Raw genomic sequence first — 24,486 nt, forward strand, 5'->3', positions numbered from 1 at the left:
TAATATTGTTTAAATTCAAAAACAAAAAAACATAAGTTTTGAAAATAATTAAATAAGAATACTCATCGTATTTGTTCAAAATTATAAATATGAACTTATAATTGTTCTCTATATTTTGATGGTGTAACTCCAACTACTCGTTTGAAATAAGTATAAAATGTTGATTTAGAATTGAATCCTGATTCTTTTCCTATTGCATCTAAAGTATACTTAGTATTAGAGCTAATTATTTGTTTTGCTTCTTCGACTCTGTATTCATTCACAAAATTTGAAAAACTTTTCCCTATACTATCATTCAAAAGCTGTGATAATTGATGTGTAGAAATAGAAAGTTCATTTGCGATATCAGAAGATTTTAAATTAGGATTTTTAAAAGGTTTTTTAGCATCCATGAATTCCTTAAGTTGAACTATTAATGGATTAGTTATTAAGCTATCCATTTTTTTATTCAAGTATTTCTTTTCAATGTAAAAAACCTGTTCCCTTTCTTTCTTTTTAAACAAAAAGAAAATAAAAAAAGAGTAAAAAATAGCTGAAAAAACAATTGAACCTACCACAAAATAGGTGAAACTAATCCAAAAATAAATACACCATAAAAGAAATATCGAGGTTAATAATAAAGATAACCACCAATTTTTAACAGTGATTTTTTCTTTTCCAAATTCACTATTTTTTATAGTTAAATAAACTACTTTAATTGAGAGTAATAAATAAATTAACCATTGAATATTTATTCCCTTTAAAATATATTTTTTATAAAAAATTGGATCCGTTCTAAATGGATATACAATATGCATTATAATAGCAACAGCAACCCAAAATAAAATATGATGCTTCCAAAATGAAAGTATCTTATTTTCTCTATTGGTAATTGATAGAACATATAAGAATAAAAAAGGACCAATAAAAAGAAAAGAAACGGGCCCAAATTTAGAATATGCATTTGGAGTTATATCACTAAAAAAATAAATTAATGAACGAAAAGCCCGTTCACTTAAGAAAAAAAGAAAAAATCCAAATAACTTATTAGATAATCTCTTTGATTTTTTATAGAAAATAAAATATAAGCTGACAAAAAAGCTGTTAAAAACACCTATAGCTCCAAAAAAGAATAAAAAAAGTGATGAAAAAGCCATTATTATAATTGTTAGTATCAAATATATAAACTTGATATTACTAATTTATCACTTATTTTTTTACATATTAACAATTATAAACAACAAAACTTTTACAAAAAATATTGTAAAAGTGTAATGTTGTTTTGTATAATTTTAGAGCTTATATTTTTTTAACGCGAACAGCATTCATTCCTTTCATACCTTTTTCTAATTCGAAAGAAACTTTATCATTTTCAGTTATTTCATCAATTAAACCACTAACGTGCGTAAAATATTTTTGCTGATCTAATGAATCTATAATAAACCCAAAACCTTTAGAAGAATCAAAAAATGATACTTTTCCTTTTCTAACAGGATCAATATCTTCTTTATCAATATCTAATGTTTTAGGTATGCTAATTTGTATGCTTTCTGCATCAACTTGAACCCTTTGTGCAGGATCTGGTGGTGTATCTGTAAGATTACCATAAATATCTACATAGGCAAATTCAATTCCTTTTTTGTCACTCTCCTTAGCTTCAGCTTTTCGAGCTTCCATCTTCTTTCTCTTATCTTCTCGTTTTTTTAAACGTTTCTTTTCTTTTTCAGCTTTGTTAAATGTCTGTTGCGATTTTGCCATTTATTATTTTTAAATTAAATTTCTGTACTACTTATTTATTTAAACAACATTAAAAACAGACTAGAAGTAGTACTTTTTTAAAGTTATTTATTTTATTTTGACAAGCTATAAATGCTTAGTTTAGAGTTCTTTTGTAGTTGATATTGATAAAAAGATATATTAACTTTTTAATACTAAAGAATGTTGTTTTCTTGGGTAAACTACGAATCTGCTTTTGCAAATATACGAATAAATGTACTTTTATGTTTATTTTTTCTGTATCACTACTTAATATACTTATTAAAATTATAAATTTTCATAAAAAAAAACTCATCTGAATCAGATGAGTTTTTTATTTTTTATTCTTTAGAGTATCGTATACTTCTATTTAAATAATCTGGTATTGTAGGATTATTTGGATCACTAAAATCATTTCTAGGATCACCATCCTTATTTTTATCTTCATATTTAGTTAAAATACCATCACCATCATCATCTACATCTAAATAATTAGCTACTCCATCCTTATCCGTATCATCATTTTTTGGATTTCCATCTCCATCTGGATCTTCAAAAATAGAAGCAACAGTGTCATTATCTTGATCAGTATTTTCTACAGTATCCCATAGTTCAATATAAAATAATAAAACTGAATTTGCTGGAATTCCTGGTCTACTTATATTTCTATACGCTAACCCTGAAGGGATAAATAAAACTCCTTTACCTCCTTTATCATATGTTATTGGTCCATTAGTTACAGTTTTATTTTCTCCTCCTTTGAAACTAGGGAAACTATGAGTCCATCCAGTTATTACGTTAGCTAGTGAAAACCATGTTGTATTGTTATCGAATTCACTACCTAAAGTTTTCTCTCCTAATATTCTTCTTCCTTTATATCTAGAGTAAACTGAGTCCATGATTGTTGGAAAACCTTTTTTTCTAAGTAAGTTTCCAGCACTGTTATATACAGGAGTACCATCACCAACAGTAATTACATAATAATATAACTTATAATTTATATCATTCTCTTTTATCTCTTTTGTTACTAACTTAGAATCATCAAAAAGTGCTGTTTCTCCAGATTTTAAAGGTTCTACAGCATCAGTAGTTACATTATAATAATTGTTTTTCAAAAACTTTACTATTGTGTCATTATCCATCTTCTCTTGTGCTGCATGATCAAAGACTTCAACACTAGAACCACTATCTCCACATGAATATAATACAATACTAGCTACAAGTATGTAAAAAAAATATTTAATTTTTATCATTTAATCTTAAGAATTTTGATTCGCAATTTACCATTTTTATACCTTTGTAAAAAATGAATTAATAATTTTTAACTTTTTATATGAGAATTGATAAATATTTGTGGTGTATTAGATTTTTTAAAACACGTAGTATAGCCACAGATGCTTGTAAAAAAGGGCATATAAAAATAAATGGTACTAATTTAAAACCATCTAAAGAAATATTTGGAAATGAAGAAATAGTGGTAAGAAAAAATCAAATTAACTATAAAATTAAGGTTTTAGACATTCCTCCAAGTAGAGTTGGTGCTAAATTAGTTGATTTATACCGTAAAGATTTAACTCCAAAAGAAGAATTTGAAAAAACTGAACTCTTGAAATACGCTAAAGATTATTATAGAAAAAAAGGCACTGGTCGACCAACAAAAAAAGATCGAAGAGATATTGACGATTATAACGATGGTAATGAATAATAGTAGTTTTTATAAAAAATAAAAAATGGAAACAAAAAATAATATTATACTTAATAATGTTCAAATTGAACAAAAAATAAAAAGAATTGCTTATCAAATATATGAGAGTAATAGTAATGAAAAAGAAATAGTTATTGCCGGAATTACACTAAACGGATTTCTTTTTGCTAAAAAACTAGCTACTGCCTTATCAAAAATTTCGTCTATTGAAGTGTTATTATGTGAAGTTTCTATTAATAAAAAGAAACCTATTAATTCAGTTACTACTTCTTTAACATCTAATGAATATAAAAATAAAGCATTAGTATTAGTTGATGATGTTTTAAACTCTGGTACTACTTTAATTTATGGTGTAAATCATTTTTTACAAGTTCCACTTAAAAGATTTAAAACTGCAGTTTTGGTGAATAGAAATCATAAAAAATACCCAGTTAAAGCAGATTTTAAAGGAATATCATTATCAACTTCAATAAAAGAACATGTTGTTGTTGAATTTAAGGACAATGAAACTATAGCTTATTTAAGTTAATAAGCTATAGATTTCGTTACATATTTCATCTATTTCTTTAGTATCAATAGCTATAGTGTGTTTTGCTTGGTTATAAAAATAACTACGTTCAAATAAATGTTTTGCTACAAACTCATTAAGATCTTCATTTTTAAGGTTTGCAACTAAGGGTCTTTGCTCTTTCTCACTTTTCAGCCTGTTAATAATAGTACTTATACTAGCTCTTAAGTAAAAAGAAATCGTGTTTTTTGATTTTGTAATTAAGTCCATGTTATTTCCATAGCAAGGAGTGCCCCCACCTAATGACAACACAAAGTTATCTTCTGCTTCTACTAATTCTTTGAGGTATTCATTTTCTTTTTTTCTAAAATAAATTTCTCCCTTACTTTGAAATATTTCTGAAACCGTTTTATTTTCTTTTTTTTCTATGTAATCATCTAAGTCAATAAATGGCAAATCGTACTTTTTTGCCACTATTTTACCTATGGTAGACTTTCCACTAGCCATATAACCTAAAAAAAATATTCTCATGATTATTGAAAATTAATATGTTACAAATATCTGTAAAAAAAACTTAAAAAAAGGTTTTGCGATTTAAAAAACCATTGTATATTTGCAACCGCTTTCAGAAGCAAACAATGACCTGGTAGCTCAGTTGGTAGAGCATCTCCCTTTTAAGGAGAGGGTCCTGGGTTCGAGCCCCAGCCCGGTCACAAAAAAGTTAAGCAATTTGCTTAACTTTTTTAGTTTAAGCACGTATGGCGGAATTGGTAGACGCGCAGGCTTGAGGGGCTTGTGTTCGTAAGAACGTGCAAGTTCGACTCTTGTTACGTGCACAATAAAAAAGACATCAAAATTTATTTGGTGTCTTTTTATATTAAAATCAATGCTTTTTTAAATTTAATTTTCTTAAATCAAACAGTTACTTTTTAGATTTATTTTTGTCCCTTGACGTTTTTCAATTAAAAAAACAGCTACTCGTCTCAATTTCACAGATTATTAACGTTATAAACTCCATTTATTCTTATTTTCGCAATATGCAAAAAAGACATTTTATTACATTATTCTTATTGTTTTTATCATTTATAGCAATAGCTCAAAATACTCCTAACGATAAACTAAAAGGGCAAATTATAGATACTGAGTCGAAAAAATCATTAAGTGCCGCACATATTTTAAATCTTAATACAGTAATTGGTACAATTACAAATGAAAAAGGTTTATTTGAACTTACGGCTAAAGCAAATGATACTGTTTTAGTTTCATTTTTAGGGTACTCATCTATAAAGCTAAAAGTTACTAATGATTTACTAAAAGGGAATGAAGTAATTATTTCATTAACTGAAAAAGCTGAGGAAGTAAAAGAAATAGTTATAAAATCTACTAAACTAATTGGAGTTTTAGAAGTAGATGTTAAACAAGTTCCGAAAGATAAATTTACAAGAATACACATTAATGGAATATCACAAACCTATGAAGTTGGTCGTCCTAAAAAAATAAGCTCTCCGTTAGCAAAATTATTAAACCCAGTAGATCTAGTTTATAATTTATTTGGAAAAAAACCTAAACAATTAAAAAAGCTTCAAAAACTTAAAAAAGAAGATGGCTTACGTAAAATGTTAGCTGGGAAATTTGATAGAGAAGTAATGATGGAATACTTAGAGATGGATCGATCAGAGTTAAATAAATTACTTTCTGACTGTGATTATTCTGAGTATTTTATAAAAAAAGCAAGTGATTTACAATTAATTGAAGCTGTTTTAAATTGTTACGAAAATTATAAAGCCCTTAAAAAAGGTAAGATAGAAAGAAATAGAATACCTGAAAAAACAGATTTAAAGCAGTAAAATTTTACTGCTTTTTTTATGTGCTTAATTCAGTTAAAAAAAGTAAATTTACGCCCTTTAAACACACACACAAATACAACTAGATAATGATTCATTTCTTTGGAAACGTAAACGGTAAAATATTTGCTGTTCAAACAACAGAAGAATTAACTACAGAAACAACTTCAAAACTTACTTGGTTATTTGGCAACCAATCTAAAATAAACACGGCGTCTCTTGACGCCTTTTTTGTTGGTCCAAGAGCAGCTATGATTACTCCTTGGAGTACTAATGCTGTTGAAATTACTCAAAATATGGGGATAACTGGGATATTAAGAATAGAAGAATTTGAAGCTGTTTCTCCTGATTTTTCAGATTTTGACCCTATGATTTCTCAAAAGTTCAATGGTTTACATCAAGAAACCTTTACTATTGATATTCAACCAGAACCAATAATAGAAATCGAAGATATTAATACCTATAATAAACAAGAAGGTTTAGCTTTAAGTTCTGAAGAAGTTGAGTACTTAGAAGGTGTAGCTGTTAAAATAGGAAGGAAATTAACGGATTCTGAGGTTTTCGGATTTTCGCAAGTAAATTCAGAACACTGTCGTCATAAAATATTCAATGGTACTTTTGTTATTGATGGAGAAGAGATGCCTACTTCTTTATTTAAGTTAATTAAAGAAACATCAAAGCAACATCCTAATGACATTGTTTCAGCATATAAAGATAATGTAGCATTTGTAAAAGGGCCTAAAGTTGAACAATTTGCACCTAAAAGTGCTGACAAACCAGATTTTTATGAAACATCAGAATTCGATTCTGTAATTTCATTAAAAGCTGAAACTCATAACTTCCCTACTACAGTTGAGCCTTTTAACGGTGCTGCAACCGGAGCTGGTGGTGAAATTAGAGATAGATTAGCCGGAGGAAAAGGATCTTTACCTTTAGCAGGAACTGCTGTTTATATGACTTCTTATTCTCGTTTAGAAGAAAATCGTCCATGGGAGCAAGCAATGGATGAGCGTAAATGGTTATATCAAACTCCAATGGATATTTTAATCAAAGCATCTAATGGTGCTTCTGACTTTGGAAATAAATTTGGGCAACCATTAATTTGTGGTTCAGTATTAACTTTCGAACATGAAGAAGAAGCTCGAAAATTAGGGTTTGATAAAGTTATTATGCAAGCTGGAGGTATTGGATATGGAAAAAATGAGCAAGCATTAAAAGACACTCCTAAAGAAGGTGATAAAATAGTTATTCTTGGTGGTGAAAATTACCGTATAGGTATGGGAGGAGCAGCTGTTTCTTCTGCTGATACTGGTGAATTTGCTTCAGGAATAGAATTAAACGCCGTACAACGTTCTAATCCTGAAATGCAAAAACGTGCAGCAAATGCTGTTCGTGGAATGGTTGAGAGTGATGAGAACTTTATTGTATCAATTCACGATCATGGTGCTGGTGGGCATTTAAATTGTTTATCTGAATTAGTGGAAGATACTGGAGGTAAGATAGATTTAGATAAACTTCCTGTTGGTGACCCTACCTTATCAAATAAAGAAATTATTGGTAATGAGTCTCAAGAACGTATGGGATTAGTTATTTCTGAAAAACATATAGAGACATTAAATAAAATAGCCGATCGCGAACGTTCTCCAATGTATACAGTTGGTGATGTTACTGGTAATGATCGTTTTACTTTTGAATCTAAAACTAATGGTAATAAACCAATGGATTTAGCTTTAGAAGACATGTTTGGTAGTTCTCCTAAAACAATTATGAATGATAAAACCATTATTCGTAATTATGAAGAATTAAATTATTCAAAAGAAAATTTCCAATCTTATTTAACTCAAGTTTTACAATTAGAAGCTGTAGCCTGTAAAGATTGGTTAACTAACAAAGTAGACCGTTGTGTTGGTGGTAAAGTAGCTAAGCAACAATGTGTTGGTTCTTTGCAAATCCCTTTAAACAATGTTGGTGTAATGGCCTTAGATTATAAAGGTAAAGAAGGAGTAGCAACTTCTATAGGTCATTCTCCTATTTCTGGGCTAATAAATCCAGAAGCTGGAAGTAAAAATTCAATAGCTGAAGCTTTAACAAATATAGTTTGGGCTCCACTTAAAGACGGCTTACAATCTGTTTCATTATCTGCAAACTGGATGTGGCCTTGTAAAAATGAAGGTGAAGATGCTCGTTTATATAAAGCTGTAAAAGCAATTTCTGAATTTTCTATTGATTTAGGTATTAATGTTCCTACTGGGAAAGATTCTTTATCAATGAAACAGAAATACCCTAATGAAGAAGTAATTTCTCCAGGTACAGTTGTAATTTCTGCAGGTGCAAATTGTAATGATATTAGTAAAGTAGTTGAACCTGTTTTAAAACCAAACAAAGGAAATATTTACTATATTAACTTATCTCAAGACTCTTTTAAATTAGGGGGTAGTTCATTTGCTCAAGTTGTTAATAAAATAGGGAACTCCACTCCTACTATTACTAATAATGAATTCTTTAAGTCTACATTTAATGTTATTCAAAATTTAATTAAAGAAGGCAAAATTGTTGCAGGTCATGATGTAGCATCTGGTGGTTTAATAACTACATTGTTAGAATTGTGTTTTGCAAATGTTAATATTGGAGCTAATTTAGATGTATCATCTTTAAACGAAACTGATAGTATTAAACTTTTATTTTCTGAAAATTCAGGTATCGTATTTCAATCTATTGACTCTTCTGTAGAAAAAGTATTAGCTGAAAATAATATAGAGTTCTTTAATATTGGTTCAGTAACTGAATCTGATAGATTAAATATTAAAAATGGAACTGATGTTTTTGCTCTATCTATTTCTGAATTAAGAGATACTTGGTATAAAACATCATATTTATTAGATAATAAGCAAACTGCTAATGGCTTAGCTAAAAACCGTTTTGACAACTATAAAAATCAACCATTACAATACACTTTCCCTAAATATTTTACAGGAAAACTTGAAGATGTTGTTGATTTAAAAAATAGTACAACAAAAAAACCTATAGCTGCTATTATACGTGAAAAAGGATCTAACTCTGAACGTGAAATGGCAAATGCTATGTATTTAGCAGGTTTTGATGTTAAAGATATTCATATGACCGATTTAATTTCTGGTCGTGAAAACCTTGAAGGTATTCAATTTATAGGTGCAGTTGGTGGTTTCTCAAATTCAGATGTTTTAGGTTCTGCTAAAGGATGGGCTGGAGCATTCTTATATAATGAAAAAGCAAATACAGCTTTAAAGAATTTCTTTAGTAGAAAAGATACCTTATCTGTTGGTATTTGTAATGGAGCTCAATTATGGATGGAGTTAGATTTAATTAACCCTGATCATAAAGTACATGGTAAATTGATTCATAATGATTCAAAAAAACACGAAAGTTCATTTACTTCTGTAAAAATTCAAGAAAATAATTCTGTGATGCTATCTTCTTTAGTAGGGTCAGAACTTGGTGTATGGATTTCTCATGGTGAAGGTAAATTCAATTTACCTGAAGCTGAAGAAAACTATCATATTGTAGCAAAATACGGATATGAAGGATATCCTAATAATCCTAATGGTTCCGACTATAATACAGCAATGATGTGTGATAAAACTGGACGACACTTGGTAACAATGCCTCATATTGAACGCTCTACATTCCAATGGAATTGGGCTAATTATCCTGAAAATAGGCAAGATGAAGTATCTCCATGGCTAGAAGCATTTGTAAATGCTAGAAAATGGATTGAAAACCAAAAATAATATATCTCTAAAATAAAAGCCTTTTGAAATTTCAAAAGGCTTTTATTTTACTTACACTTTCCGCTCACTGTATTATACTATTCATTTAGTAAAAATAATTCTATTTTCTTAAATAAGAATATTTTAGTTTGTTAATGCTAAAAGCAATTCGTTAAAGAAAACATAAATAATTGTTAATTATCGTACTTATGTAACAAATGTTACATAGTCTAAGACTAAATCGTAATACTTTTGTTTATTAATAGATATTAATCTTTTAGAAGGGTTAGATTAATGGTATTAAAAAGATTGAAAAGGGTACATTTATATGTGCCTTTTTTTAGTTTAAAAAAAATACTTTCTCATCTTTTCTTTTTAATCACTATCTACAGCTATTAAAATATAATACCTATTTACATTTTTAATTTCATAACGTATTGAATGATTTATTCTATTTAAATTAAAAAAATTGTATTCATCCTCTTCTTTATAGTATATTGTACTTGTTTTTAATATAAATTATGGCAACAACTAACAAGTCAATTACTACTTTGAATGATTTAAAAACGCCTAAAGGGAGTTTTTTATTAGGTAACTTAAAAGACTTTAAGAAAAAAAATAAGCACAGAATTTTAGAAAAATGGGCAAAAGATTTTGGTAATCTTTACACTATAAAATTAGGTCCCCTAAAAGTTCTTGTCTCTGCTGATTTAGAAATTAATAATACCGTTTTAAAACAGAGACCTGAAAACTTCAGACGTCTTTCTAAAATTGATGAAGTTTTTGTTGAAATGGGGTTTCATACAGTTTTTAATGCTGAAGGTGAGCATTGGAAAAAACAACGTAAGCCAGTTACAGAAGCCTTAAATGTAAAAAAAGTTAAAGGCTACTACCCTATTATTCAAGAAAAAACACAGAATTTACTTTCTAAAATAAACACATACACAACATCAAATCAATCCATTGAAATTTTAAATGATTTCATAGCTTTTACTATTGATGTTACTACTGAAATAGCTTTTGGATATAAATTAAATACAATTAATAATAAGAAAGATAGTTTTCAAAATCATTTAGAACTTATTTTTCCAATGATAAATGATAGAATAACAGCTCCTTTTCCTATATGGCGATTTTTCCCTTCTAAAAAAGATAAACAACTTAAAAGTTCACTTAAATCAATTGAAAAAATTATTTACGACTTTATTAAGGATGCAAAGAATAGATTAAAAAACAATCAAGAATTACGTGATAATCCATCAAATTTTTTAGAAGCCTTATTAATTGAAAGTGAAAAAGAAGATACCGTTTTTGATGAAAAAACATTGTATGGTAATGTAATAGCAATGCTTTTAGCTGGAGAAGATACTACTTCTAATACCTTAGCATGGACTTTGTTCTATTTAGGTCAACACCCTGAATTTGTTCAAAAAATTAGAGATGAAGCTAATAGCGTATATAACTCTTCAACACCTGAAAATTATGATCAAATTGCTTCACTAAAATATACAAATGCAGTAATTCAAGAAGCTATAAGGTTAAAACCAACAACTCCTATATTATTTTTCCAAGCAAATAAAGATGTTATTATAAACAATTTGTCCATTGCTAAAGACACTAGCATCATTCTACAAAATAGTTTTACTTCAATGCAAGAAGAGAATTTTACTAATCCTGAAAGTTTTTCACCTAACAGATGGATTAAATCTGAATGTCCATATCAAAATCATACACCAAAAGCTGTTAAAGCTTTTGGTGGTGGTTCAAGACTTTGCCCTGGAATGCATTTATCTTTAATAGAAATGACTACTGCTATTTCTAGTATTTGTAAACAATTTGATATTAACTTAGAAGGAAAGCCTACTGATATACAAGAAAACTTTGCTTTTACAGTTCATCCTGAAAACTTAAAAGTAAAATTTAAAAGCGCAAATACTAATTAGTATTTGCGCTTTTAAATTTATTTCCTAAACTTATTTCTAGTAATTATATATTTTAGTTTCTCTTTTACGTCTCTTCCTACATCATAAACCATCTGTTCATTACTTGGAAAATTAACAGCTCTCAATGACAATAAATCTAAATAACTTCTACCTAAAGCTCTTTTATCTCCTCTGTATGTTGCATATCTATGTTCAAAAATAAATTCACTTTCTAAAGGAAAATTTTGAATTCGTTGTTTTGAATAATTATCAAAATATTGAACCATACCAACTACTTGTGCCGATTTTGACTGAGTAAACTGATAAAAGTGACAATTAGCTTTTATAAATTTATCTACTTTTATTTTATTCCCTAAACTATCTTTTACTTGGTTTCCACTCGAATCTAACAAGTATTTAAATCCGTCTTTAATTCTTTTTTCTTTAATTATTTCCTTTTCATGTACTTGCTCAGGAGATATCCTTATATCTCTAAAAACAAGTTTCAAAGTAAAATCATAATTAACTCTGTTACTTTCTTTACTATGGTAAATAGTCCAAAAATCATTTAAACCATAAGTGTCAAAATTTAGTAAATCTTCTTCTAGTCTTTTAGGAATAACTTTATCTGTTTTATTTTCTAATGATACCAAAACAAAATCAGTTCCAATATTATGAGCTTCTTCTTGAAGCTGTCTAACATCTTTATAGTTAGGGCTAATTTTATCTAAATACTCAAGATCTTCATATACTCTTCTATAATCTTGTTTGTTTTTTGATGAGAATACTGCTTTAGATTTACTATATAAATATTCCGAAAGATCATTTTTGGCATTGATTATATCATTATTATAATCATTAAGACTAAAAATAGCGTTTCTACCTTTTGATAAATTTTTTAAAGGCAATAAAGGCTTTATTCTTTCTTGTCTATTATTTAAAGAAAGATATAAATTATAAATTCTTTCTAAATTTTCAGGGTTTTCTTCTTTTCTTAAAAAATCTATTTTAGACAATTCTCTTTCAGAAACTTTTTTAAATGCTTCTTGTAGCATAAAAACATAAGGTTGATATTTTTCTTTGTTTTTATTACTTGTTAACTTTTTTAAAGATAAATTAATTGCTTTATCATAATTACCTTTATTTATTGCTTCTTGAGTAGATTTAACACTACTACATGCTATCATAATTGAGCAAAAAAGTAATAATAGTATCGTTTTTTTCATAAAAGTATAGTTTAGATGACTTCTATAAGCAATTAAAATGCCAAAGAAAACCTAAAACAAAATTATACTTTTTTAACCTAAGAATTTACTCAAAATTTAAAATACTTTACTAATTCTTTTTACAAAAAGTAATGTTAAAAGAATTACTAATAAATTAAATTATATCTAAGTCTTTTTTTGCTTTTTCTAACAAGCCCAAAGCAACTGAATCCATCGAATTTTTTTCTATTAATTGAGCATTAAAAAAAGTTTCTTTGAATAACTTTTTTATTAAAGGCATTTTACTAGTTCCTCCAGTTAAAATAAGATAATCAATGGCTTCTTTTTTTACTCCAGCCTTAACACAACAATGATTAGATGTATTTAGAATTTTACTAACAATATTTTCAATTGAATTTTCTAATATATTTTTAGTTATGGTTAAATTCATCGAATTAGGCATGAATTTACTATTAAAAGCTATACTAGATTTTTCTGATAATTTTATTTTTGTAGCTTCTATCTGATCAAGTAACGAGTGTGCATTTTTATCATTTATTAATTTTTGAAGCTGAATTATTTTTTCTTTGTACTTAGCATTATTTACCATTTTTTTTACTAAAAGCTCCGTTTTTAATGTATATAATGATGTTGTTATTTTATTCCAATCAGATGCATACCTAAAAGGTGTATCTGGTAATATTAAACCTTTAAACTTATCGGGGCTTTTATAACCAAGTTCAGGAAAGAATGCTTTTAAAGCAAAATGACTATCAATATCTGTTCCACCTAAAGATACTCCTGATGTAGATAAAATATTTAAATCCTTTTTTTTGCCATTAACTTCAACCACCGTAAAATCACACGTTCCTCCTCCCAAATCTGCTACGATAGCTAGTGAATTATCTTTCAATCTTTTTTTATGATAATATGCAGCAGCTATTGGTTCTTCTAGAAAAGAATAATTTTTATAACCTACATGTTTTAAAATTGATTCTAATTGAGATATTCCTGAATTGGACTCATTATTTTCTTCAGATAAACGAACAGGTTTTCCTACAACTACATAATCAGTTACTCTACCTGTAAATTCTTCTGTTTTATTTTTAATATACTTTAGATAGTCAACAATAATATCGTGAAAAAAAATATTAGTTCCAGGTTTTAAGTTTGTTCCTTTTTCAAAAAATGACGTACCTAATATTCTCTTAAAACTTTTCATATACCTACCATAACCATTATTCACATATGTATCGGTAGCTAAATTTCCATAAATAGGTTTTTCGATTTCTTCAAAAGGAAAAAACACACAGCTTGGTAAGGATTTATTAATTCCTTCAAAAGGAACCATAATAGTTCTATTATCTTTATAAACTGTACTAATAGTATTAGATGTACCAAAATCTAAACCGCATATATTTTTCATAGTTGTTAAATTAAAAAAGGCGTACAATTTACAACTTTTTTTAATTTTAATTTTAAAATAAAATAGAGGCTATTTTTAAATAGCCTCTATTGGTTAAATAATTATTTATTAATTTATATTTTCTATTGTTGATTCACCTATTATTATACCTTTTTTAAGCTTTGCTTTTCCTTTGTATGTTATAGTAGCTTCTCCATAAGAAGTCACTTTTATTTTTTCAGAAGCACTAAGTTGATAAGTACCATCTCCATAAGCAGTTATTTTTACTTCATTGGACTTAATTTCATTAGCAACAACTTTACTGGCTCCATAAGCAGTTATTTTTTGTTTTTTTACAATTCCTTTTTTAATATTTATAAAACTTTCTCCGTATATGGCCAATTTTAACCTTTCCAGTTCAACTGAATTAATAATAACCTCTGATTCTCCTTTTATGTTAAAATTACATTCTTTTTGAATTAAATCACTTTTAAAAATAAATCTCTGTTCTCCCCTAAAAGAAAAATCGGAAACTTTTTTGTAGGTTATAACAGCTTTTACAATTGTACCTTTATATATAGGTACTTTTTGAAAATATCCATTTACCTTCATTTTTTTTGTTGGTGAAGAAATTTTTGCGCCTTCTAAATATAAATGAAGTTTTTTGTTTTTAACTTTTATATTTAATATTCCTTTACGTTCTTTATTTTCTTGAATATATATTGATTCTTTCTTTCCTTCTTTAAAAGTAACTTGAATATGAGGACTAATAAGTACTTTATCAAATTCTTCTACTGTAATCACTTTATCTTGAGCATTAATTTTAGTGTTGTAACCTAATAATACCACTAACGTTAGTATAGTAAATATTGATTTTAAATACATTTTTTTCATTTTACTCGAATTTTAAATATTTTATTAAATCTACTTTTGTAGCGTTGTATGCTTTTAAACCTACAACTATAAAAACTAAAGTTACTAATATAATAGGTGTAATTAAATAAGGTAATAAAGGCATATCTATCTTGTAAGCAAAATTACCTAACCAATTTTGCATAAAATAATATGCAAAAGGAATAAGAAATAAAGAAGCTACAACTGTTATTTTAAGGAAGTTTTTTATTAGCTGAAACATAATTTCTTTTACTGATGCTCCTAAGGTTTTACGTATTGCTACTTCTTTTAAGCGTTGTTGTATTGTTAGTGTTGCTAAAGCAAAAAGACCTAATAGAGCTATAATTACTACGATAATTGATAATATTAAAAACATGGTTTGCTGTTTTTTATACTTTTCGTACGTTTTAGCAAATTTCTGATCTAAAAATTCATAATTAAACGGATACTTTGTATCAACGTTTGCTCGCCAAAACGACTCTATTTCTGCAATTGTTTTATCAATATTATCAGTTCTAACTTTAAACTGAATTGATGGTAACCAATTTCTGGTAAACTCAAAGGTTTGCCAAGAAACCATAAACATTGGTGATATTTCTGTGTCAAAACCATCAAAATGATAATCTTGTATCATACCAATTACCTCTAAATCTGCTCGATCATCATTCATCCAACCTATTCTTACTTTTTTACCTATTGGATCATTATAAACTCCCATTCTTTTTGCCACAGTTTCATTAATAACAATACCTGTAATAGTATCTGAAGCAAATTTTTCAGAAAACCCTCTTCCTTTTAATACTTTAATTTTTGCAAAGTCTATATAATTTAAATCTACCAAATTAGAAGCACTATTAAAGCTAATATTTTTTTCTGTATATCTAAAATCTGTTCCGTTTACAAATCCTTCACCAGGAATAAACATACTAGTACTTATATCAATAATGTTTTCATTTTTAGAAAGTACATCTTTAGCTAATTTATATTTCTTGAACTGACCGTCACCTATATTATAAACATCTACGGATAAAGTAGATTCTTTAGAAAAACCTAAATCTTTATTTATCATAAACTGTATTTGGTAATTGATTACAAAAATACTGATGATAAAAAAACCAGAAATTAAAAACTGTATTCCTAACATTATATTACGTGCTAAATTTCCTCTTTTGGTTTTAGACACATTTCCTTTTAATACTTCTACAGCTTTAAAATTGGCAATGTAAATTGCTGGAATAATTCCAACTAACAAAGACACTAAAAACATAACTAAAAACAGCGTACCTATAGTAGACATTTGAAGTATTGAAATATCTTTTCCAACAAACTCATTAAAGTATGGTAATACTAGTTCTACAAGAATTAATGATAAAATATATGATATTATACCTTGGAAAATAATTTCTAAAACATATTGAAGCATCAATTGTTTTTTTGAAGAACCTAATGTTTTCTTTACACCTATTTCTTTTGATCTTTGTGTTGCTGTTGCAATAGATAAGTTAATAAAATTCACACAAGAAATAATAATTAGTAAAATAGATAAGCCTAATAAAATTACCAATAATTGATAGTTTCCTGTTCCACTTGGACCAGCACGTTTAGCTGTATTGTGTAAATAAATAGTATCTAATTGATCTAATACAACCTCTCTAAAGCCAAAACGTTCTTCATAAACTTCTAAAGAAACACCTCCTTCTTCTGCTTCTTTTGTGTATGCTTTTTCTATTAAAATAGTATCCATTTTTTCTTTCAAGGCTACCAAATCCGTATTTTCCTTTATTTTACAAAAAACTTCATTGTTATGATTTCCCCAATTTACTTCATAAGGTTCTTCAAAAGGAACAATCATATCTGGCTCTACATGTGAATTACCTTGTACTTTAAAAATTGTAGTTATTGTATAATCAATCTTTCCAATTTTAACAATTTTTCCAATTGCACTACCTTCTTTAAAAAGACGTTTTGCAAAAGCTTCTGAAAGTGCTAAATGTCTTCTGCTTTCTTCAAATTTTTGTGTGCTTCCTTTCAATATATCAAAAGGAAAAAAACTAAAGAACTGAGGTTCTGTATATACAACCTTTTTTGTGAATTCATTTAAATTTTCGTGAATAACAACTCTACTTCTATAATCATTATCAATCATTAATGTTTCTTCTACTTCAGGAATATCACTTTTATACAAGTGATATTGTCCTGCAGTTGCAACATGCCAAGTTCCGTTTGCTCTATGCTTTACATTTACTCTGTAAATGTTGTTTTTATTTGGGTTCCATTGATTGTAACTATTTTCTTCATTTAAGTATAACAAAATAATTAATAACCCTGCTAAACCTAATGTTAGTCCAGATACATTTATTAAAATGTTTAACCAGTTTTTTTGTTGATTTCTAAAGAATATTTTAAACCACGTTTGTAACATAATTTTAGTTTTTAGCAGTTAATTTTTCTATTTTTTCTAACATCATTTTAGCATTTTCATTCTTTGGATCTAATACTAATGACTTCTTGTAATTTTCTTTAGATAGCTTGTACATTTCAGAAACAAAATACGCTTCTCCTAAACTATCAAATACATTTCCAGATATTGGATATTCTTGGGTATTTAATTTAAAAACTGTAATTGCTTTTTCTAAACTATTGCTTCTTAAAAAAACATATCCAATACGATTTAAAGCACTTTCTAAATTTGTATTTGGATTTGCTGTTTTAATCTTTTTAAACTCAAGTATTGCCTTTTCTGTAGTTTCTTTTAAAAATGTATTAGATAGTTTTTCATTAATCAAAGAACCTTTATCCAATAAATTCTCATCTACCATTCCTGCTATATGATCAATTATAATATTATGAGTTGGATAATATTTAAATCCGTTAGATAAGAATATAATTGTCATATCATTTTTAATAAATTTTCTAAAACCAGTTTTAAGTCCACCTGTAAATCCATAAGAATCAGTATTATTTAAATTATAAAGTCCCCAACCATGTAAAAACTCATCTTCAGGATTATTATATTTAAAAGGCTGCCACATTTTTTCTTTTGTAGTAGGGGTTATGATAGAGTTCTTGTCAAAATTTTGATTCCATAAAATAAAATCATCTAAACTAATATTTAATCCGCCAGCTGCATCTCCCCTTTTTCCTTTAAACAAAACTTCATCAGCCTCTTGTTGATTCGTTTCATTATTATACATATACTCCAGTACACGATTTTTCACACGATTTTTAAAATCCATTGAAAAGAAAACAGGATTTTTTGCATTTTCAAATTGAGTGTTTAACACATAAGAATCAAAAGGAACACTGGTAACTTTATGTATTATTTTTGCTAAAAACCAATAATTCGTTTGAGTATATTTCCATTCATTTCCTTGAGTAAATAGTAATTCTTTTTGTTTTATCAATGAAAACATTTCGTTATCAGTAAGTTCTTTATTATTAGAAAAGAAATCAGGTAAACCAGAAGAATGAGTTAATAAGTTTGCTATAGTAACACTTTGCCATGTTAAAGGTAAATCGTCTATATACTGTCCTATAGTATCTTCTAAAGTCAATTTCCCTTCTTCTATTAATTTAAAAATGGTTGTTGCTGCAATTAACTTAGTAACAGAAAACACAGGGAAAATTGTTGATGCATCAACTTTTTTATTAGTTTCTATATTTTCAACTCCAAAGTATCCTTTGTAAATTGTTTTATTATTTTTTATAACTGCTAGTGCAAAACCAGGAATTTCGTGGATTTTTTTTTGATCTTTTAAATAACTCTCTATTGCAGTATTTAAAAAATTTTGCTCAGTATTTTGAGTTGATTCTTGTTCTTTTTTACAAGAAGTAAAAAGAACAATTATTATTAATATAAGTATGTTTATTTTTTTCATTTTAAATTTATTTTCAAAAGGTTAACCTACTGCACTAAAACATCTACTTTATGCTCATTTACTTTTTGAGAAATAATCTCACCATCTTTCAAAGTGATTATTCTTGTTGAAAATTGTGCATCATAAGAAGAATGTGTTACCATAACTATAGTAGCTCCTGAAGCATGTAATTCAGTTAATAATTCCATTACATCATTTCCGCTTTTACTATCTAAATTGCCCGTTGGTTCATCAGCTAAAATTAATTTGGGGTTTGTTACTAAAGCTCTAGCAACTGCTACTCTTTGTTGTTGCCCTCCTGATAGTTGTAATGGAAAGTGTTTTGCCCTATGGGCAATACCAATTTTTTCTAAAATTTCATTGACACGTTTTTTTCTTTCTGATGCTTTTACTTTATTATAAATCAATGGCAATTCTACATTTTCATATACTGTTAATTCATCTATTAAATTAAAGTTTTGAAAAACAAAACCAATATTAGCTTTTCGTAACCCAGCTCTTTCTCTTTCATTAAAATTAGCTACCTCAGTAGTATCAAATACATAGCTCCCATCATCAGGTGCATCTAATAGTCCAATTATATTTAATAAAGTAGATTTTCCACAACCTGAAGCTCCCATTATAGAAACAAATTCTCCTTCTTTAACCTCTAAACTTAATTTATTTAAAGCAGTTGTTTCTACTTCTTCAGTTCTGTATACTTTTACTAAATCTGTTATTTTAATCATAATATATTTTTTAATTTTTTATTGTCTTTTTAACTAACTATCAATACCTAATAATAAGTACTACTGAATATTAACCTCTTCTACATCTTTAAAAGCATCATAACTAGATGTAATTATTCTATCTCCTTCTTTTAAACCTCCTAAAACTTCATAATAAAAAGGATTTTCTCTTCCTATTGTAATTTTTCTTTTTACAGCTTTATTATCTGAACTCAAAACAAAAGCCCATTTACCGTTTGTGTTTTGATAAAATTGACCTTTAGATATTAATAAAGCTTTACTATTATTTGAAAGGAATAATTTACTTTTTAAAGACATTCCTCTTTTTAAATCATTGGTTAACGAGTCTTTTTCAAATTTTAATTCAACAGTAAATCTTCCATTAACTACTTCAGAATAAATTTTTGCTAATTTAATAGCATACGTTACTTTATTAACACTAACATTTCCTTTAACTCCTTCATTAAGTTTTGATATATAATATTCATCTACTTTAGCTACTAATTTATAACCATTTAGTACATCTACCTTTCCAACAAACTGTCCTTGTGTATAACTCTCTCCTAAAATAGGGTTAAATGAAGATAAGAAGCCATCAACTGGAGCTTTAACAATAAAATTTTCTTTATTTTTTCTAAGTAAATTTAAACTTTTTTGCATGTTAGCAATTGAAGAATTGATTCTTGCCAATTGAATGCCTCTATTTTTTTTCTCTTCTCCTACACTCTTCTTTATTACTCCACTTCGTTCTTTTTGAAAAGTATATTCTTGAACCGACTTTTGGTATTCATTTTTTGCTACTACTCCTTTTTTATATAATGTGGTATCTAAACTATATTGTCGTTTCGCATTTTTAAAATCATTATTAATTCTCAATAATTGCTGATCTAAATTTAATTGCTGATTGGTTATATTAACTCTAATGTTTCTCAAATTATTAATTTGTTCAACGATTGCTGTCTCTTGGGTCAAATAGTTTAATTCAGCATTTGGATTATACACTTTTAAAAGAGGTGTTCCTTTTTTAATCATTTGTCCGCTTTCAACAAAAATTTCAGAAACTGAACCTCCTTGAATTACATTAATTAAAACAGACGTTTTAGGTTCAATTGTACTATTAAATAAAAGTACATCTTCAAAATCTCCTTTAGTAACTTTTCTTATACTTAATGAATCTCTTTTTAAGTTGACTTGATTTTTACGGGTTACATTCATAAATGTAATTCCTGCTAATAATACTAATGGTAATCCCCAAAGTAACATTTTTTTTGTTTTTTTATTTTTCGTTTGTATTTGCTTATCCATAATTTAAGTCGTTTGATATAGATTATGCCAGAAATATGCCAGTAGAAAACAACTTGATAATAAATTGTAAATCAATAACTTATGTTTGCGTTTAAAAATAACATGTTCATAATCGAACATTTATTTGTTCATAATCATTCAAATACGTAATTATGTAACATGAGAAAAAAAGATGCAACTATACTAATTGTTGACGATGATGATGATATTTTATTTTCAGCAAGAATTAGTTTAAAAAAATATTTTTCTGAAATTATAAAAGAGAACAATCCTAAAAAAATAAGTAATCATTTAACGACTTCTACTGTGGATGTTGTTTTATTAGATATGAATTACAGAATAGGTTTTGAAGATGGTAAAGAAGGGCTGTATTGGTTGCAACACATTAAAGAGTTAAGTCCTGAAACAACAGTTATTTTAATGACAGCTTTTGGTAGTGTAAACTTAGCTGTGGATGCTATTAAAAAAGGTGCTACTGATTTTATTTTAAAACCTTGGAATACTGAAAAACTATATGGTGTTGTAAATGCAGGTGTTGAATTAGCTCGCTCAAAGAGGAAAACAACACAATTACAAACAGTTCAAAAACAAAACGATAAAGATTTTCATAAACAAACAGAACATATTATAGGAAATTCTCCTGCAATGCAATCTGCTATAAAGCTAGTTCAAAAAGTAGCTCCTACTGATGCCAATATTTTAATATTAGGAGAAAATGGAACAGGAAAATATGTGTTTGCTAAAGAAATACATCTTCAATCTACTCGTAAAAATCATCCTTTTATCCATGTAGATTTAGGATCTTTAAATGAAAATTTATTTGAAAGTGAGTTATTTGGTTATGTAAAGGGTGCATTTACTGATGCTAATAAAGACTCTATTGGTCGTTTTGAATTGGCAAAAGGAGGTACTATCTTTTTAGATGAGATTGGTAATTTACCAATGCATTTACAATCAAAATTACTAACTGTTGTTCAAAACAGAAAAATAACTCGTTTAGGCGAAGGAAAAGAACGTGCTATTGATGTACGAATTATTTGCGCTACAAATGCTCCAGTACATGAAATGGTTGATGAACAAACTTTTAGACAAGATTTATTATTTAGAATAAATACAATAGAATTAAACTTACCGCCACTTAGGGATAGAAAAGAAGATGTAGAGTTATTAACCACTCACTTTTTACAAAAATTAAATCAAAAATATCGAAAGAAAATTCAAGGTTTTTCTAAAGAAGCACTAAATGCACTTAACCAATATCATTGGCCAGGTAATATTAGAGAGATTGAGCATATCATTGAAAGAGCTATTATTATTACTGATAACACTAAAATTCAATTAGAAGATTTACATTTTTCAACAAAAAAGGCAACAAATTCTTTAACTGATAACTTAAATTTAGAAGAAACAGAAAAGCTCTTAATACAACAGGCCTTACAAAAACATCAAGGAAATATTTCAAGAGCAGCCAAAGAATTAGGACTAACAAGAGCTGCTTTATATAGACGTTTAGAAAAACATCAATTATAAAACAATGGGAAGACCTCAATATTATCAAATTAGTATAAGGATTGCTTTATTAATTTTTAATGGCGTTATTATTTTTAGCAGTTATACAAAAGGATACATCATTAATACCATAGGTTTTACTTTGTTGCTATTTTTTCAGTTTTTTTTATTTCTTAATTATCTGAATAAAATATTTTCAGATGTTGAAAAATCTATAGATTGTTTATTATATGATGATTATTCAAATTCTATATCTAAAGAGAAAAGAAAAAATTCATTGTACAATAAAACTGCATTATTATTAGAAAAACATAGAAAACAGAATATTCAAAAAACTTCAGAGCAACTTATACTTACTAATATAATTGAAAGTTTAAATATTGGTATACTTATTTTAAGAAAAGATAAACATGATTCTATTGAAGTCTTTCAGTTAAATACTACCTTTAGTAAATTTCTAAGAATCCCCAAATTTTATAAATGGAGTTTATTAAAAAGTAAATTAGGAAAACTTCTAACTCATATTTCAGACTGGAAACAACATAGACATACAGTAGTTTTAACTATTAACGAAGAAAAAGAAACTTTTTTCTTAAAAACGTCAGTTACTCAAACAAATGAATATGAATATTTAATTGTTTCTTTAGAAACTATTCAACAATTAATTGACAAAAAAGAAAAAGAAGCTTGGTATAAATTAATGAACGTAATGTCTCATGAAATTATTAATACGATTACTCCTATTAGTAGTTTAGCAGAAAATTTAGGATCTCTATTGCAAGAAGACTCTCCGGATGCAGATACTATTGATGAACTATCTCAAGGATTAGAAATTATAAATAGACGTTCAAAGCATTTAACATCTTTTGTTGATACCTACAGAAAATTAGCAGAATTACCTTTACCTCAAAAAGAAAAATTTAATTTAACTGAACTTGTTAAAAACACTATACAACTTTTTAATCAAGAGTTTATATTAAAAAATATTGAAGTTGAGTTCTCAATTAAATCTGAGTTTATAATTAATGCAGATAAAAAACAAATAGAACAGGTTATTGTTAATTTACTATCAAACTGTTTATATGCTTTTGAGAATATTAAACTTCCTAAAATAACTATTTCAATTTTTGGTGATAATATGCGTACACATTTGTCAATAGTTGATAATGGTATTGGTATTTCTTCAGAAATTAAAGATAATATATTTGTTCCATATTTTACAACACGCAAAGATGGATCTGGTATTGGACTTACTTTAAGTAAAAGTATTATAGAGTCTCACAACGGAATTATTCAATTTTCATCAGCTGTGGGTAAAACAACTTTTACGTTAACCTTTATCAAGTAGTTTACAATTGTAAATTGATTATTTGTTTATACAACGTAATAAACGAAGTCACTAAATAATAAAAGTAATTATATTGTGTAGAATAAGTAATGATATAGTGTTTATAGATAAAATATCAGTTTATAAACGGGTTTTCCACTAGGCTTAAGTCATAAACTTATTTTTACATTCGTATTTAAGTAAGTTATTAAAAATAAGTAGTATTTTAATTAATTGTCATACTTTTTTACTTAATTACATTTGTAAACTACTGATAAGAATTAAATTTCTTGGCTATTTTAATTGGACATAATTCATCATATAAGATTAAATACTTGTTGATATATTACTAATTATTAAACTAGTCTTTTCTATAGTTCCATTGATTACACGTATTATTGTCTTCTTTATTTATTTTACCTACCAAAATAACGTTAAATACATAGCTTAAAGCTCTTAAATAAGATTAATTAGCCTTTACACTCTATTGATAAGTATAATTACTTTGTTTTTTAGTATATACTAATTAAATATAATCTTTGTATGATACATCATACTCTATATTAATTACAAATGTTAATTATAATTTCCTGCATCTTTCTTTTTTACAATTATAAACTTACCCATCCCTTAAAAGAAAACTTTTTTAAGCAAAAGTATAGTTTTTCTCTATAATAAAAGATTAAATACTTGTTTTAGAGGTTTTTATATGTGTTTATCTGATTGTTTAGTTTAATTATTTTGTGGTTGTTATACTTTATTCTATTAATTGTGTA

At 27.1% G+C, this 24,486-nt stretch carries 18 protein-coding genes and 2 tRNA genes; 9 read left to right on the top strand and 11 right to left on the bottom strand.

Annotation, left to right across the window (positions count from 1 at the left end; translation table 11 throughout):
- Nucleotides 1-95 precede the first annotated feature (95 nt).
- The 3 genes from BLV71_RS14350 to BLV71_RS14360 form a co-directional block, all read right to left on the bottom strand.
- A complete protein-coding gene (locus tag BLV71_RS14350; protein ID WP_093871211.1) occupies nucleotides 96-1,136 on the bottom strand; it encodes a helix-turn-helix domain-containing protein in 1,041 nt (346 codons plus the stop codon).
- Nucleotides 1,137-1,278: 142 nt separating this feature from the next.
- The gene (locus BLV71_RS14355) at nucleotides 1,279-1,737 is read right to left on the bottom strand and encodes a cold-shock protein (protein ID WP_093871212.1); all 459 of its coding nucleotides are present in this window, start codon (nucleotides 1,735-1,737) and stop codon (nucleotides 1,279-1,281) included.
- Nucleotides 1,738-2,075: 338 nt separating this feature from the next.
- A complete protein-coding gene (locus tag BLV71_RS14360) occupies nucleotides 2,076-2,987 on the bottom strand; it encodes an FKBP-type peptidyl-prolyl cis-trans isomerase (protein ID WP_093871213.1) in 912 nt (303 codons plus the stop codon).
- Between the two features lie 80 nt (nucleotides 2,988-3,067).
- Between BLV71_RS14360 and BLV71_RS14365 the strand changes: the two genes are divergently transcribed.
- Both BLV71_RS14365 and BLV71_RS14370 read left to right on the top strand, forming a co-directional pair.
- Nucleotides 3,068-3,439 carry an RNA-binding S4 domain-containing protein gene (locus BLV71_RS14365; RefSeq protein WP_093871214.1) on the top strand — a complete coding sequence of 124 codons (372 nt, stop codon included), beginning with the start codon at nucleotides 3,068-3,070 and terminating at the stop codon, nucleotides 3,437-3,439.
- Between the two features lie 25 nt (nucleotides 3,440-3,464).
- On the top strand, nucleotides 3,465-3,968 hold the full coding sequence (locus BLV71_RS14370) for a phosphoribosyltransferase domain-containing protein (RefSeq protein WP_093871215.1): 504 nt from the start codon (nucleotides 3,465-3,467) through the stop codon (nucleotides 3,966-3,968).
- On the opposite strand, the gene BLV71_RS14375 is transcribed toward BLV71_RS14370, so the two are convergent.
- Nucleotides 3,960-4,478: a shikimate kinase gene (locus tag BLV71_RS14375; protein ID WP_093871216.1), complete on the bottom strand. Its 519-nt coding sequence runs from the start codon at nucleotides 4,476-4,478 to the stop codon at nucleotides 3,960-3,962. The genes BLV71_RS14370 and BLV71_RS14375 overlap by 9 nt on opposite strands.
- Before the next feature lie 109 nt (nucleotides 4,479-4,587).
- On the opposite strand from BLV71_RS14375, the gene BLV71_RS14380 reads away from it, so the two are divergent.
- From BLV71_RS14380 to BLV71_RS14400, 5 genes are all read left to right on the top strand, one after another.
- A tRNA-Lys gene (locus BLV71_RS14380) sits at nucleotides 4,588-4,660 on the top strand.
- Nucleotides 4,661-4,699: 39 nt separating this feature from the next.
- A tRNA-Leu gene (locus tag BLV71_RS14385) sits at nucleotides 4,700-4,783 on the top strand.
- A 201-nt stretch (nucleotides 4,784-4,984) separates the two neighbouring features.
- The gene (locus tag BLV71_RS14390; RefSeq protein ID WP_093871217.1) at nucleotides 4,985-5,794 is read left to right on the top strand and encodes a carboxypeptidase-like regulatory domain-containing protein; all 810 of its coding nucleotides are present in this window, start codon (nucleotides 4,985-4,987) and stop codon (nucleotides 5,792-5,794) included.
- An 86-nt stretch (nucleotides 5,795-5,880) separates the two neighbouring features.
- Nucleotides 5,881-9,558: a phosphoribosylformylglycinamidine synthase gene (gene purL, locus BLV71_RS14395; protein ID WP_093871218.1), complete on the top strand. Its 3,678-nt coding sequence runs from the start codon at nucleotides 5,881-5,883 to the stop codon at nucleotides 9,556-9,558.
- Nucleotides 9,559-10,058: 500 nt separating this feature from the next.
- On the top strand, nucleotides 10,059-11,480 hold the full coding sequence (locus BLV71_RS14400; RefSeq protein WP_093871219.1) for a cytochrome P450: 1,422 nt from the start codon (nucleotides 10,059-10,061) through the stop codon (nucleotides 11,478-11,480).
- A gap of 17 nt (nucleotides 11,481-11,497) precedes the next feature.
- Here the strand turns inward: BLV71_RS14400 and BLV71_RS14405 are convergent, their stop codons facing one another.
- From BLV71_RS14405 to BLV71_RS14435, 7 genes are all read right to left on the bottom strand, one after another.
- Entirely contained in the window at nucleotides 11,498-12,685 is a 1,188-nt protein-coding gene (locus BLV71_RS14405) for a hypothetical protein (protein WP_093871220.1), read from the bottom strand.
- A 154-nt stretch (nucleotides 12,686-12,839) separates the two neighbouring features.
- Nucleotides 12,840-14,090, bottom strand: coding sequence for an Hsp70 family protein (locus BLV71_RS14410; RefSeq protein WP_093871221.1), 1,251 nt, complete (start codon nucleotides 14,088-14,090; stop codon nucleotides 12,840-12,842).
- Between the two features lie 108 nt (nucleotides 14,091-14,198).
- Nucleotides 14,199-14,963 carry a GIN domain-containing protein gene (locus BLV71_RS14415; RefSeq protein ID WP_093871222.1) on the bottom strand — a complete coding sequence of 255 codons (765 nt, stop codon included), beginning with the start codon at nucleotides 14,961-14,963 and terminating at the stop codon, nucleotides 14,199-14,201.
- Nucleotide 14,964: 1 nt separating this feature from the next.
- Nucleotides 14,965-17,385 (bottom strand): ABC transporter permease, encoded by a 2,421-nt coding sequence (locus BLV71_RS14420; protein WP_093871223.1) that lies wholly within the window; start codon nucleotides 17,383-17,385, stop codon nucleotides 14,965-14,967.
- Nucleotides 17,386-17,389: 4 nt separating this feature from the next.
- On the bottom strand, nucleotides 17,390-18,841 hold the full coding sequence (locus BLV71_RS14425) for a serine hydrolase domain-containing protein (protein ID WP_093871224.1): 1,452 nt from the start codon (nucleotides 18,839-18,841) through the stop codon (nucleotides 17,390-17,392).
- A gap of 26 nt (nucleotides 18,842-18,867) precedes the next feature.
- Complete coding sequence (locus BLV71_RS14430) at nucleotides 18,868-19,569, bottom strand: ABC transporter ATP-binding protein (RefSeq protein WP_093871225.1); 702 nt, start codon at nucleotides 19,567-19,569, stop codon at nucleotides 18,868-18,870.
- Between the two features lie 60 nt (nucleotides 19,570-19,629).
- Nucleotides 19,630-20,874 (bottom strand): efflux RND transporter periplasmic adaptor subunit, encoded by a 1,245-nt coding sequence (locus BLV71_RS14435; protein ID WP_093871226.1) that lies wholly within the window; start codon nucleotides 20,872-20,874, stop codon nucleotides 19,630-19,632.
- Nucleotides 20,875-21,033: 159 nt separating this feature from the next.
- Between BLV71_RS14435 and BLV71_RS14440 the strand changes: the two genes are divergently transcribed.
- Together BLV71_RS14440 and BLV71_RS14445 are read left to right on the top strand one after the other, a co-directional pair.
- The gene (locus tag BLV71_RS14440; protein ID WP_093871227.1) at nucleotides 21,034-22,404 is read left to right on the top strand and encodes a sigma-54-dependent transcriptional regulator; all 1,371 of its coding nucleotides are present in this window, start codon (nucleotides 21,034-21,036) and stop codon (nucleotides 22,402-22,404) included.
- 4 nt (nucleotides 22,405-22,408) lie between these two features.
- Nucleotides 22,409-23,731 (top strand): sensor histidine kinase, encoded by a 1,323-nt coding sequence (locus BLV71_RS14445; RefSeq protein WP_093871228.1) that lies wholly within the window; start codon nucleotides 22,409-22,411, stop codon nucleotides 23,729-23,731.
- Nucleotides 23,732-24,486 lie beyond the last annotated feature (755 nt).

Origin of the sequence: Tenacibaculum sp. MAR_2010_89 (genome assembly GCF_900105985.1) — a bacterium.
GTDB lineage: Bacteria > Bacteroidota > Bacteroidia > Flavobacteriales > Flavobacteriaceae > Polaribacter > Polaribacter halocynthiae.

Coding starts and splice junctions, on each gene's coding strand:
- BLV71_RS14350 (WP_093871211.1), bottom strand. CDS start 1,136: ATGGCTTTTTCATCACTTTTTTTATTCTTTTTTGGAGCTATAGGTGTT.
- BLV71_RS14355 (WP_093871212.1), bottom strand. CDS start 1,737: ATGGCAAAATCGCAACAGACATTTAACAAAGCTGAAAAAGAAAAGAAA.
- BLV71_RS14360 (WP_093871213.1), bottom strand. CDS start 2,987: ATGATAAAAATTAAATATTTTTTTTACATACTTGTAGCTAGTATTGTA.
- BLV71_RS14365 (WP_093871214.1), top strand. CDS start 3,068: ATGAGAATTGATAAATATTTGTGGTGTATTAGATTTTTTAAAACACGT.
- BLV71_RS14370 (WP_093871215.1), top strand. CDS start 3,465: ATGGAAACAAAAAATAATATTATACTTAATAATGTTCAAATTGAACAA.
- BLV71_RS14375 (WP_093871216.1), bottom strand. CDS start 4,478: ATGAGAATATTTTTTTTAGGTTATATGGCTAGTGGAAAGTCTACCATA.
- BLV71_RS14390 (WP_093871217.1), top strand. CDS start 4,985: ATGCAAAAAAGACATTTTATTACATTATTCTTATTGTTTTTATCATTT.
- purL (WP_093871218.1), top strand. CDS start 5,881: ATGATTCATTTCTTTGGAAACGTAAACGGTAAAATATTTGCTGTTCAA.
- BLV71_RS14400 (WP_093871219.1), top strand. CDS start 10,059: ATGGCAACAACTAACAAGTCAATTACTACTTTGAATGATTTAAAAACG.
- BLV71_RS14405 (WP_093871220.1), bottom strand. CDS start 12,685: ATGAAAAAAACGATACTATTATTACTTTTTTGCTCAATTATGATAGCA.
- BLV71_RS14410 (WP_093871221.1), bottom strand. CDS start 14,090: ATGAAAAATATATGCGGTTTAGATTTTGGTACATCTAATACTATTAGT.
- BLV71_RS14415 (WP_093871222.1), bottom strand. CDS start 14,963: ATGAAAAAAATGTATTTAAAATCAATATTTACTATACTAACGTTAGTG.
- BLV71_RS14420 (WP_093871223.1), bottom strand. CDS start 17,385: ATGTTACAAACGTGGTTTAAAATATTCTTTAGAAATCAACAAAAAAAC.
- BLV71_RS14425 (WP_093871224.1), bottom strand. CDS start 18,841: ATGAAAAAAATAAACATACTTATATTAATAATAATTGTTCTTTTTACT.
- BLV71_RS14430 (WP_093871225.1), bottom strand. CDS start 19,569: ATGATTAAAATAACAGATTTAGTAAAAGTATACAGAACTGAAGAAGTA.
- BLV71_RS14435 (WP_093871226.1), bottom strand. CDS start 20,874: ATGGATAAGCAAATACAAACGAAAAATAAAAAAACAAAAAAAATGTTA.
- BLV71_RS14440 (WP_093871227.1), top strand. CDS start 21,034: ATGAGAAAAAAAGATGCAACTATACTAATTGTTGACGATGATGATGAT.
- BLV71_RS14445 (WP_093871228.1), top strand. CDS start 22,409: ATGGGAAGACCTCAATATTATCAAATTAGTATAAGGATTGCTTTATTA.